Origin of the sequence: Bacteroides sp. NSJ-39, assembly GCF_014287315.1 — a bacterium.
GTDB lineage: Bacteria > Bacteroidota > Bacteroidia > Bacteroidales > Bacteroidaceae > Bacteroides > Bacteroides finegoldii.
The window spans coordinates 272202-284273 of sequence record NZ_JACOOB010000005.1 but is presented as its reverse complement, the minus strand read 5'-3'; the positions used below and the strand labels follow the sequence as shown (position 1 = coordinate 284273).

The following is a 12072-nucleotide window of genomic DNA, read 5'->3' as shown; positions in this document are numbered from 1 at the left end:
TAGGAGCATCAAAAATGGAAGCTTTCGTTTGTTTGGGACCGATATCAGAAGGATTTACACCAAATTTACCCAACATCTTTATCAAGTATGTAGGAGTACCGCTACCGAACCAGTAAGAATCGATCTTACCCTTAGCCATAGACATAAGCAAACTGAACGGATTATAGATGTCAGGAGACGGATAAGTGAAATGGTAACCGTCATAATTCTCCTTCAACTTCAGCAAAACATCTTCAGGTGTTATTTCCAGTTTCACAGCTAATCTCTCCACATCCTCTTTCATCTGCGAACGTATCTCAGCCTCGCTTATTCCGCAGATCGCAGCGTATGATTCATCCATGCTGATATTCTCAATATTATTCAATTCGCTAAAGATACTCAACTGAGAGAACTTGGTGATACCAGTCAAAAACACATACTTCAGATAAGGATCACAAGCCTTCAAGGGACTATAGAAATTACGCATGATATTACGCAATACGCCTAGATTTTCCTTTTCATGTACCACATCGAGCAAAGGGGCATCGTATTCGTCTATAAGAACTACAACCTTTTTCCCTGTCTTTTCATAAGCACACTTGATAAGACGGGTTAATCGCAGATTAGCATCACCGGCAGTTGTGTCGAGGCCGAAGGTCCGCTCATAGTCTGAAAGCATAAAGTCAAGCAAACGCTCCAAACGCTCCTTATCCACATGCTTCGCCATACTCATATCAAAATGAAGAACCGGATACTCTATCCAATCCTTCTCCAACCTCTCCATAGCCAACCCTTGAAACAGATCCTTACGACCAGAGAAATAACTATGCAAAGTAGAAGTAAGCAAAGACTTACCAAAACGGCGAGGACGACTCAGAAACACATATTTCGCAAAATGAGTCATACGATAAACGTATTCCGTCTTATCGATATAAAGGTAATTCTTCTCACGAATTTCAGAAAAAGTCTGTATCCCTATGGGATATAATCTTTGCAAAGCTTCCATATCAATCATATTTTTCACAAAGCTACAAAAAATATCCGTTCAAAAAGCAGGCAGGCAGGAAACTTTTTCCCGCCTGCCTTTACTTCCTCCATTATCGTTTCACCGTTCTCCTCTCTCCCTCTCTTTTTTCTCCCTGTACTTCAGATACCGCAACTTCTCTCTATCCCACTCCGCTTCGGCTTCCTCCTTACTGAGGTGATCAAGCAAGAATAGGATCACTTTCATGTAATTACTCGATTTGCGGTCTACCCCTTTTTTAAATCATTATAGACGGAGTGCCCGATTTTTAGCGCCTTATATACATCCACATTTCTCAAATTCACACGGTCCTGCAACTCTACAATGCAAGTTCCTAAAGCCGCACAACTGACTTTTTTCTTTTTCATTCTTATTTAATGTTAAATATTAAACGATACGGTTAATTATTTTCACTTTCATCCCGACATGTCGGGATGAGGTTTATTTTGTATTTACTAATTTTACGTCATATTATAAAGCACATTTATATTTCTCCACAAAGGTAGATATTAAAACTCATTACAACAATATAATATGTCAAACAATTACAGAATGTCCTATTTCATGCCTCCCATCGCCCCTCTCAGAGACGAACAGGGACGAATAGTCACTCCCGCCACACTTCTCCCCTTCTGTGAAGTCTCCGTCGAACAGGTTTTCCAGATGATTACCTGCAACGAAAACCTCAGGCTCCTGACCGAGCAAGTACGCAACACCCCGGACATACGGACGGCAAAAGCCACACTCCTGCCCTACGTGACTCCCTGCGGCACATTCACCCGTCGCTCCGGCAAGTGTTTCGTATCCCCCTCACGACTGATAGTGATAGACGTAGACCACCTCGACTCCTATGAAGAAGCCGTCGGAATGCGCCGTACCCTGTTCGACGATCCCTTCCTCCGCCCCGTGCTTGTCTATATCAGTCCGAGCGGACGGGGTGTGAAAGCCTTCATACCCGCCGGAATGCCACATCCGACAGACGAGGTACGGAATATCACAGAAAGCACAGACAAAGCAATGCAATATGTCGAAATGGCATACGGTCCGGAAACGGACAACTCCGCCACGGCAACCGCCAAAGGCGTAGACGGTTCGGGGAAAGACCTGGTAAGGGCCTGTTTCCTGAGCCACGACCCGGAAGCACTGTTCAGAACTATCTAACATAATTTATAATCAATCCTCAAAAAAAATGGATGAAATCGAATCTTTACACCGTCTTGTCGAAGCTGTCGAGACGGCAGGGGCAGACATTGCCCCCACTTACATCGAATATGTACAACTGGCCTTTGCCATCGCGACAGATTGTGGTGAAGCCGGACGGGACTATTTTCACCGCATCTGCCGGTTGTCCGCCAAGTATCAACGCGAACACGCCGAACGGGTATTCTCCAACGCGCTCACCACGAAACACGGGGACGTGCATCTGGGCACAGTATTCCATCTCGCTGAAACAGCAGGAGTAACCATCCGCAAAGACGAAGTTATGAACAGCTCCGCAGGTACAAAAGGTACAGTAAATGCACCCCGCCTTTTTTCCACACACACGTGCGCGCGTAATAAGGTAAGAAACAACGGAACTTCCGGAGAAGGAGAAGAAGAAGAAGAACTATTGCCCGGCAGTGAACCGCAGCACCCGCTCCCCACCTTCCCCGAAGCCGACTGGCCGGAGTTTCTGCAACGCATCATAAATTACGGCAACACTACGGCACAACATGATATCATGCTGTTGGGAGCATTGACAGCTTTAGGTTCCTGTATGGAACGGCACGTGCGTTGTTCTTACGGCGGCAAATATCAGTATCCCTGTATGCAATGTTTCGTCATCGCTCCTTCCGCCTCCGGCAAAAGCATCCTCTCCTATATCCGGCTACTCGTAGAACCCCTCCACGACCAGATTCGTGCGGAAGTTGCCGCACAGATGAAAGTGTATAAAAAAGAGAAAGCGGCTTACGAAGCGATGGGTAAAGAGCGTGCAAAGGTGGAAGCTCCGCAAATGCCCGCCAACAGGATGTTTCTCATTTCCGGCAATAACACCGGTACGGGTATCCTGCAGAACATCATGGATTCCGAAGGGACAGGACTTATCTGTGAAGCCGAAGCGGATACCCTCTCCACCGCCATAGGCTCTGATTACGGCCATTGGAGTGACACGCTCCGCAAAGCGTTCGACCACGACCGCCTGTCCTACAACCGACGTACGGAACAGGAATACCGGGAAGTGAAAAAGAGCTTTCTTTCCGTCCTGATTTCCGGAACTCCGTCACAGGTCAAGACTTTTATTCCGACGACGGAAGACGGTTCTTTCTCCCGTCAAATGTACTACTACCTGCATGGCATCTGGAAATGGGTAAGCCAGTTTACAGAGGACAAGACAGATTTGGAAGAGATATTTACCGTCATGGGATTGGAATGGAAAGAGAAACTGGACATCATAAAAGCACATGGGATTCACACACTCCGGCTCACGATGGAGCAAAAAGAGGAATTCGACGCGCTCTTCTCCCACCTGTTCACCCGTTCGAGCATAGCTAACGGCAAAGAAATGTACAGTTTCGTAGCCCGCCTGGCTGTCAATCTATGTCGCATCATGGCAGAAGTAGCCGTATTGCGCGTCCTCGAAAATCCGAAACCCTATCAGCTCAAGGCATCCCCTGTTCCCACCTTTACTCCGGACAAGGAAATTCCTACCGACAACATCAGTGACGGTATCATCCCCCGTTGGAACGTCACCATCACTCCGGAGGACTTCAAGGCTGTGCTTGCACTTGCGGAACCTCTCTACTGTCATGCCACGCACATCCTGTCTTTCCTTCCTGCCGTAGAAACCAGCCACCGGTCTAATGCCGACCGTGATTTCCTCTTCGAGCAGTTGGGTGAAGAGTTTACTCGCGCACAGTTGGTGGAACAGGCTGTCAACATGGGAGTCAAAGAAAATACCGCCCTCGCCTGGTTGAAACGATTGACGAAAAGAGGAGTGCTTGTCAATGTGGACGGTAAAGGAACTTATACGCGCGCACGTGTGCGTGTGTAAGGGAGGCCCGGAAAAGTGTACCCACTGTACCCGCCGTATCCGCCGCGCCCGATAGGCGCATTACACCCACCGTCAGGCAGACGCAGTGCTTTATAAGTCCTAAAGCATAGCTTTAGAGGTCGTAAAGCTATGCTTTAGTCTATGTAAAGCACTGCTCTATCAAGGCTCTCCCAAAGCATCCACAATCACCCGCACTTCCAGCGGTGTATAAGAGCGATGTTCCGGTTGATAACCTAAATCGTACAGGCGTTGCAGAAGTCCGGGACACCGCAGGATCCATTTCTTCATCTTCCGGTAAGCGGCAATGCCGGTTAGTTCGGGGGAATAGAGTTGCGCCAGTTCCATACGGCCATACGCACGTATCTTGAATTCTTTCATGATGGATAAGTTTCTGATTTACTGTCACAAAAGTAACAATTTTTTTCTACATAACCAACGCTTTTCCGTTGAATAACCGACCATAATTGCACATAACAGACAAAGCACGACCGTAACCGTACTTTACTGATTATCCGGAGTTTCGAGGTGTTATCTTTGTATCGTCAAAAGGGAAAATAATCCCTGCGGCACAATGTTTAACCCTTTAATTTATTGTTTTATGATTCGTTACAAAATTTATCAGAACCAGCAGAAGAAAGGTGTGAATGCGGGTAAGTGGTTCGCCCGTGCGGTAAGCGATGAGACGTATGATCTCGGCAAACTTGCCGAGCACATGTCGAAGCACAATTCTCCGTATTCCGGTGGTGTCATCAAAGGTGTGCTCACCGACATGGTGGATTGCATCAAGGAGTTGCTGCTCGACGGCAAGAGTGTGAAAATTGACGACCTCGCCATCTTCGGTGTAGGTATCCGCAGCAAAGCAGCCGAAACGCTGGAAGAGTTCTCATTGGAGAAGAATATCACCGGGATGCGCCTCAGAGCCCGTGCCACCGGTAATCTGTCTACTACCAATCTGAAGCTCGACAGCCAGCTGAAGCAGCAGGCGGAGTATCAGAAACCTACCGCTTCCGGTGGCGGTTCCGATTCGGGCAATACGCCTGAACCGAACCCGGACGGGAACGGAGGAGAAGCTCCTGATCCGGGAGAGTAATCTCTTGTCGCGATCTATGTGTAAGTCCTTCTTTATAATGAAGGACTTACCTTTAAATTCTTATTATTTTATCACTAAAAATGTAGTTTTATGAGCAATTCATCATCACGCCGCTCCGTATGGGGCCTAGTTCTCAAAATCATTATCACTGTAGCCACCGCTATCGGAGGAGTGTTCGGAATACAAAGCTGTATGTAGGCCGATGAGAACGATCACACTGATTATCATTCATTGCAGTGCTACGCCGGAGGGGAAATCCCTTTCGGCGGAAGCCTGTCGTCTGGATCATATCCGCCATCGCGGATTTCGCGACATCGGGTATCATTTCTATATCACACGGGACGGAGAAATCCACAGAGGACGATCGCTTGAAGAGGCCGGGGCACATTGCCGGAATCATAATGCCCATTCGATAGGTGTTTGTTATGAAGGCGGACTGGATGCGGACGGAAAGCCGAAGGATACGCGCACATTGGAGCAGAAAGGGGCTTTGCTTGCTTTGTTGAGAGAGTTGAAAAGACAGTTTCCGAAAGCATTGATTGTGGGACATCATGATTTGAACCCGATGAAAGGGTGTCCGTGCTTCGATGCAGTGAAAGAATATAGACAAGTATAAGCTGATACGGGTATTTCTCCTTTGGCACCATCAAAAAAACTTTTATGAGGACTACTTGTTTTTGAGATATAAACTGTATCTTTGTCATACTTATAATGAAAAAATTATGATAAGTAAGCTTAAGATGTCCAATGTAATGGGATTCGAGACTTTTGAAAATCCGTTTCCATTTCCACAAGTGACTGTTATTCTTGGAAAGAATGATACCTGTAAGACTGCACTCTTGAAGATGATTTATTCTGTTGGAAAAGCCAAGGAATTATATATCAAGCAAACCGTGCACTATCCGGATATTTCATTCAAGAATATCATATCCAAGAAGCTTTTCGACGTATACACCCCTAAAAGGGCAGGTTTGAGTGATATTGTGCGCAAGAATGGCACTCCCCAAAAACTATCTGTAGAATTAAACTTTAAAGAAGATTCGAAAGTCAACTTTTCTTTTGGAGTAGATACCCGTACTACTATTACGGATGTTACTATTGCGAACGGAAATAGCAGTGAGATTACCAATTACATATTTATTCCCGCAAAGGAAGTCATCGCCGCTTTTAATACGATAAAAGCGATTGCCCGTCAGTACTTCTTTCCCGGTTATGATGATACAACATTGGATCTTATTGATTTGTTGGACATACCTGTGGTACAAGGGGACGCCAATGTCGAATTTCAGGATATATTAAACAAAATGTCCGAAATGTTTTCCGGCGAGTTGAAACAAGTGGAAAATACGGAACGATTTGTCTTCAAGAAAGGCAATACCGAATTTGCCCTCCCTTTAACAGCAGAAGGAGTCAAACATATAGGTATATTGTCCACACTAATTCAAAACGGACAACTTAATAAGAACTCCGTACTTATTCTCGATGAGCCTGAAGATAATCTGCATCCGGGAGCTATCCGCTCATTGATGAAGATCATTTCAGAGCTCGCGAAGAAAGGTGTACAAATATTTATTACAACTCACAGTTATTTTGTACTAAAGCAACTGCATATAGAAGCACGCTCCAATGCGATGGATATTATGTGCTGTTCATTAAACAGAAACGACAGAGGAACTATCAATACTTTTTTTGGAAATTTGAGAGAGAGTTTGCCGGACAATTCCATTATTAATGAAAGTATGGCCATGTATGATGAAGACATTGACCTTGATATGAAGATGTAATTATGGCAGGTTTTACAGAAAGTGGAATTACGCTTGATTTTTTCCAACAGATGATTGGTTTCGTTTTGAGAAGACAGAGCCTCATAAAAGCATAAGCTGTTTCAATTTCAAAGAGATGGACGCTTGTTGGATAGATTATGAAGATAAGAAATTCTACGCTATAGAGTTAAAAGACTATACAGCAACGGGGAGTTTGGAATCGGCAAATACAGCAGACCGTAAATGGAATATAACCAAGAAGGTGGTTGATACGATGCAAATGTTTCTAGCAGCAAAATATCAAAATACTTTTGGGCAAACTCTGGAGAATGAAAAAAATGTGGATTTGCACAGTTTTTGCCTGGAAGCCTATTTCATTACAATAATCAATGTAGCGGATAGTTCGAAAGGATATATAGGCGCATTCAAGGATAATTGTCTGGAAGCTCTAAGAGGATATACTAAGGTTTGGGATAATGCTCATGTCACTGTGATGACTTATGAGCAAGCTAGACGAAAATTACCTTTTGTGGTATAGAAGTTATTTACATCAGCAATGAAGTGCTACTTTTCTATCTACATACCAAATGTTTTTTGCGAATATTTATTTTAAAAGCCAATCGCTCCTTTGATTGATTCCACAATATAACGTACATCATCATCCGTCACATAAGGACCCGCAGGTAGACAAAATCCTACCTTGAAAATATCCTCTTCCGCCCCATTAGTATAGAAAGGAGCATCCGCATAAACCGGCTGCTTATGCATCGGCTTCCAGACAGGCCTACATTCTATCCTCTTAGATAGCATGAATATACGTAATGCTTCCACATTCTCATTCGGCTGACAGTCAGTTACAGCACTATCTACGGCTTTAATCACACCGGCAGCACCCCCCACAGCAGTCTTGATAACTTCCTTATAGGCATTCTCCTGCCCTACCACCTTCACTTCCGGAGCGATGGTAGCAGTACAAAGCCAGAAATTAGAATCATAGCGGGAATCAGCAGGTTGCTTGTGAATATGCACGCCCTCCACATCCGCCAACAATTCTTCATAAAGTGCCTGCACATGCTTATGATGAGCAATATGAGCATCGGCAACGGTCATCTGCCCGCGACCTATACCGGCACAAACATTACTCATGCGGTAATTATAACCGATCGCAGTATGCTGATAGTAAGGATAAGCATCCCGAGCTTGGGTTGCATACCACATAATAGTATTTTTATCCTCAGCATTCCGGCAGATTAGGGCGCCACCACCCGATGTAGTAATCATCTTGTTACCGTTGAAAGAAAGTACACCAAAACGGCCGAAAGTGCCCAACACCTTACCACCGAATTTGGAGCCGAACCCTTCAGCTGCATCCTCTACCACAGGAATATCATAACGATTGGCAATCTCCATGATGCGCTCGCAATCATAAGGCATACCATAAAGAGCCACAGGCACAATAGCCTTAGGCTTTTTACCGGTTTTTGCAATGCGATCTTTGATAGCCTCTTCAAGCAGTACAGGATCCATATTCCAGGTTTCTTTTTCCGAGCCCACAAACACCGGCTTTGCACCAAGATAAGTGATGGGATGCGAAGAAGCGCAGAAAGTGAAGGACTGCACCAATACCTCATCACCTGACTGCACACCGCAGCCGATAAGAGCAAGGTGTACAGCGGCTGTACCGGCACTCAAAGCCACAACCTCATTTTCTCCTCCAACAAAGTTCTTGAGATCATTCTCAAACGCATTCACATTTGGTCCTAAAGGTACTACCCAATTAGTATCAAATGCTTCTTTTACATATTTCTGTTCAATCCCCTCCTCACTCATGTGAGCAAGGCAGAGGTAAATTGTTTTTTCAGGAACGTAGCTCATAATGTTATACAATGTTTAATACCTTACAGCTTTAATCACTCTCCTACATTCAATAGAATATCACACTTTGAAAACATCTTACCATATTTTGGGAAAAAGATCTCATTGTTAACATCTTCACCTTTCACCCATGCAACAATAGCCTTAGGCATATTCACACCAGCCTCCTGTGAAAAAGGATAGCCACCGCCAAAGCGGGGATTGAGTTCTAGTACATAGTACTCACCATCACGTTCCAGCACGTCACAATCAAGATTACCGATATGTTTCAAAGCCTTACCTATTGTAGCGCCAATCTCACGAATCTTGACATTATCAACTGTGATAGCCTTATCGGTTTCACCACTACGCATAGCCAGCTTTTGCTTTACAGATACACCACGATATTCACCTTTCAGGTCATTTGCAATATCCAAGCCATATTCTGGGCCTTTGATGACTTCCTGGATTAGCAAAAAGTTATCATCTACCGATGCAGTAGCCAAAATAGATTTCATCACCTTCTTACGATCAAGTTGATATACCATCTCAAGTTCCTCCAAGTCATCAACGAACTCCAGACCAATAGAGCCAGAGCCCCAACGAGGCTTAAGAATAAGAGGAAACTTCAACTCACCAGCCTTTATAGCAGCTACCGCTTCGTTATAAGTTACATATGTCTTCGGAGTCCTCAGCCCAAGACTTTCAATAAAACGTGCAGTTTTATATTTATCAAAACAAACATCTATCACATTGGGGGCAGATACAATAACCTTCACTCCCAATGCCTCGAAATCTGCCTTACATTTTGACAGAATGGGTAACTCCAAATCATTGAGCGATATAAGAATATCTATTTTTTGTTCCTTACATATCTCCAATGTCTTGGGAATATAATCTTCTGCATATACACGAGGTACTTGAATCTTAACATCAGCAACCGTAAGTGCGGGAGCACTTAACTGCATATCAGTAGCAACAATGTTGCCATCCTCTCCAATCACCTCCTTGAAGTATTTTAGCAGGTAACGACGACGACCTGCACAAGTAAACAGTATGTTCATAAACTATAGTGTATATAAAGTTACAACATCGTCAATTGTCTGCCGACGTCGCACTATAAAGGTTTTATCATCATTATCCGTGACACCTATTATAGGAGATATGAAATTTATGAAAGTCGGTGTAAGTACAATTGTGTATGCTCCCACACCATCAATCTTCACATAATCACCATATTCAATTCTTTCCGGAACCTCCACCTCCTTAAGAATCACATCTTTCTCCATACATGTAGAACCTACTAGGTTAGCAATATAGGTTTCATTACAACATTCTTTTGTATAGAATATATGAGGTAAATTGTTACTATGAAGTGTAGGCTTAACATCAAAAACTGTTCCATCCGTCGTCAAGAACTTTTGTCCCGCAATATCTTTCACCTGAAAGATTTTTGAGACATAACTGAACACATTCGCTACCACAGATACTCCAGGTTCTATCACAATAGTCGGCTGCACTTGCTTAAACCACTCATTTGATAGACAAGCACCCAAAATACAGTTGGCATAGTTCTCATACTTTGGCTTGTTACTTACATCAATCCCTTTAGCTGCCGCACCAAAGAAGCCACCACCAACATCAAAATATTGTAAATCATTTAATTCCAGACACTCACAAACTTGAAGCATTTGTAACACTATCAGGTTATAGTTTACAACAGCTCTATCAGAAGACGAAGTGTGACCATGTAACGATACTATTTTGATGCCATTATCACGCAATAATGAGACAACTCCTTTCAGCATTGTCTGTGAAAAGCCAAATCTTCCTATACGTAAACCACATTGAAGCTTTGATACTCCATCCTTATCAGTCAGATCTATATTAAGTCGAAGTCCTACCGAAACTTCTTCCTCAGGATGTTCCGACTTATATTTCAACACTGTATCCAATTCATAAGCAGAGTCAAGGTTTATTATGGCCTTATCTTTTAAAGCTGTAATTAGAACTGAATCTTTTTTTATCGGTCCATTAAATATGATATGCTCAAAACCTATACGTTTTGCCAGTACATACTCCATTTCAGAAACAACCTCGGCATAACATCCTGCTTCCTTAGCTATCTTACATAATGCAGGCACATAATTAGTCTTAAATGAATAACCAACAACCAATCTGCTATATCTTGGTTTGAAAGCCGCCTGAAAAGCTTCAATATTAGCTAAAAATATGCCACCATCCATCAAATAGTAAGGTGTACCATATTTTCTTGCAATTTTGTCTAATTGTACAAAGTTCATATAAAGTACATCAATTCTTTATTTTATCCGCCTCCTCAATTGGTCCCCACATTAGTTCTATAGGATTTGATAGAAGTTCCTGTTTCATATCATCACAAGCAGCCTCCCAAGTCCACTGCGGTTTCCATCCCAATACCTCTAAACTTTTTTTACCAGACAATAATATCTGTGGTGTATCTGGCATTTCAGGCTTATGTGTCTTCTTTGCACTCTCTGTTGCAAAAGTCTTCATAATTCCATCAACCATCTCATCTAAAGAATATGGTTTATATCCCGGCAGATTAAAAATACCACATATATGTGTTCCCGCCGCCCTAACAACAGCTGCGGCAAAGTCCTTTATATATAACAACTCTTTCAAACGTGAAGGATCACCATAAACATCTATACCTTGCCCGTTTATACAGCGCCTGATCATATATCTCCATGGCAACATTTTCTTTTCGCCATCGAGATAGTAGTACGCATCCGGATGCCAACCATACACCATAAAATGTCTAAATACACAAGGCTCAAAACCATTGGCAATCTTCATGTGCTCCAGAATATCAGTAGCAGCTCTTTTACAAATAGCATATACAGCATGATCATTTCCGTTTTTAGGAAATGAACGGATAGCATCATCATCTATTGGTTCTGTTGTTCCCCAATGTTCAGCAACATCGCTTGGCGTCGTATTAAACACAATTCGCTTACTGCCATTTTGCTTCATCCAATTGCAAAGATTAACTGTACCAACAACAATACTCTGAACATATGGCATCATATTCATATCAGCATGAGCAGGCATAGTTCCTGCCATATTCACTACAACATCAAAATAATTGTTTGGCAGAAGTCCAAATGATTTTTCATTAGCTATATCAAAGCCACCAATGAACTCAATTCCTTTTGTGGCATAAAAGCCTCCATCCGAATTTCTTCGCCCTACAGCTATAACTTCATAGCCATTTTCACTAAGAGAAAGTGCGCTATAACATCCGAGTTGACCGGTAGCACCTAAAACTATTGCCTTTTTCATATTATAT

Annotated in this window: 15 protein-coding genes; 7 read left to right on the top strand and 8 right to left on the bottom strand. The window is 43.2% G+C overall.

Going from position 1 to position 12072, the window contains the following annotated elements; all coding sequences use genetic code 11:
- From H8S63_RS08465 to H8S63_RS08460, 3 genes are all read right to left on the bottom strand, one after another.
- Positions 1–985, bottom strand: a 985-nt coding sequence (locus H8S63_RS08465) for an AAA family ATPase (protein WP_186926473.1), incomplete at its 3' end; no start/stop codon positions are given.
- A 99-nt stretch (positions 986–1084) separates the two neighbouring features.
- Complete coding sequence (locus tag H8S63_RS20055) at positions 1085–1210, bottom strand: hypothetical protein (protein ID WP_255467639.1); 126 nt, start codon at positions 1208–1210, stop codon at positions 1085–1087.
- Positions 1211–1230: 20 nt separating this feature from the next.
- Positions 1231–1371, bottom strand: a complete 141-nt coding sequence (locus H8S63_RS08460; RefSeq protein ID WP_186926469.1) for a hypothetical protein — start codon at positions 1369–1371, stop codon at positions 1231–1233.
- A 166-nt stretch (positions 1372–1537) separates the two neighbouring features.
- On the opposite strand from H8S63_RS08460, the gene H8S63_RS08455 reads away from it, so the two are divergent.
- Both H8S63_RS08455 and H8S63_RS08450 read left to right on the top strand, forming a co-directional pair.
- Positions 1538–2164: a BT4734/BF3469 family protein gene (locus tag H8S63_RS08455; protein WP_029425931.1), complete on the top strand. Its 627-nt coding sequence runs from the start codon at positions 1538–1540 to the stop codon at positions 2162–2164.
- A gap of 28 nt (positions 2165–2192) precedes the next feature.
- Positions 2193–4034, top strand: a complete 1842-nt coding sequence (locus H8S63_RS08450; RefSeq protein WP_186926468.1) for a DUF3987 domain-containing protein — start codon at positions 2193–2195, stop codon at positions 4032–4034.
- Positions 4035–4193: 159 nt separating this feature from the next.
- On the opposite strand, the gene H8S63_RS08445 is transcribed toward H8S63_RS08450, so the two are convergent.
- Positions 4194–4412 (bottom strand): DUF4248 domain-containing protein, encoded by a 219-nt coding sequence (locus H8S63_RS08445; protein ID WP_143865713.1) that lies wholly within the window; start codon positions 4410–4412, stop codon positions 4194–4196.
- Between the two features lie 220 nt (positions 4413–4632).
- On the opposite strand from H8S63_RS08445, the gene H8S63_RS08440 reads away from it, so the two are divergent.
- The 5 genes from H8S63_RS08440 to H8S63_RS08420 all read left to right on the top strand — a co-directional run bounded on the left by H8S63_RS08440 (position 4633) and on the right by H8S63_RS08420 (position 7425).
- Positions 4633–5124 (top strand): DNA-binding protein, encoded by a 492-nt coding sequence (locus H8S63_RS08440; RefSeq protein ID WP_186926466.1) that lies wholly within the window; start codon positions 4633–4635, stop codon positions 5122–5124.
- Positions 5125–5214: 90 nt separating this feature from the next.
- Positions 5215–5322 (top strand): smalltalk protein, encoded by a 108-nt coding sequence (locus H8S63_RS08435; protein WP_152276068.1) that lies wholly within the window; start codon positions 5215–5217, stop codon positions 5320–5322.
- A gap of 4 nt (positions 5323–5326) precedes the next feature.
- Positions 5327–5740 carry an N-acetylmuramoyl-L-alanine amidase gene (locus tag H8S63_RS08430; protein ID WP_186926464.1) on the top strand — a complete coding sequence of 138 codons (414 nt, stop codon included), beginning with the start codon at positions 5327–5329 and terminating at the stop codon, positions 5738–5740.
- 106 nt (positions 5741–5846) lie between these two features.
- Positions 5847–6908 carry an ATP-binding protein gene (locus H8S63_RS08425; RefSeq protein ID WP_186926462.1) on the top strand — a complete coding sequence of 354 codons (1062 nt, stop codon included), beginning with the start codon at positions 5847–5849 and terminating at the stop codon, positions 6906–6908.
- Between the two features lie 115 nt (positions 6909–7023).
- Positions 7024–7425, top strand: coding sequence for a hypothetical protein (locus H8S63_RS08420; protein ID WP_186926460.1), 402 nt, complete (start codon positions 7024–7026; stop codon positions 7423–7425).
- Between the two features lie 71 nt (positions 7426–7496).
- On the opposite strand, the gene H8S63_RS08415 is transcribed toward H8S63_RS08420, so the two are convergent.
- Genes H8S63_RS08415 through H8S63_RS08400 form a run of 4 tightly spaced genes read right to left on the bottom strand, consistent with a single transcriptional unit; the run spans position 7497 to position 12065 of the window.
- The gene (locus H8S63_RS08415; protein WP_186926458.1) at positions 7497–8762 is read right to left on the bottom strand and encodes a DegT/DnrJ/EryC1/StrS aminotransferase family protein; all 1266 of its coding nucleotides are present in this window, start codon (positions 8760–8762) and stop codon (positions 7497–7499) included.
- A gap of 35 nt (positions 8763–8797) precedes the next feature.
- Entirely contained in the window at positions 8798–9805 is a 1008-nt protein-coding gene (locus tag H8S63_RS08410) for an ATP-grasp domain-containing protein (protein WP_186926456.1), read from the bottom strand.
- Positions 9806–9808: 3 nt separating this feature from the next.
- The gene (locus H8S63_RS08405) at positions 9809–11044 is read right to left on the bottom strand and encodes a hypothetical protein (protein ID WP_186926454.1); all 1236 of its coding nucleotides are present in this window, start codon (positions 11042–11044) and stop codon (positions 9809–9811) included.
- A 10-nt stretch (positions 11045–11054) separates the two neighbouring features.
- A complete protein-coding gene (locus tag H8S63_RS08400; RefSeq protein ID WP_186926452.1) occupies positions 11055–12065 on the bottom strand; it encodes an NAD(P)-dependent oxidoreductase in 1011 nt (336 codons plus the stop codon).
- Positions 12066–12072 lie beyond the last annotated feature (7 nt).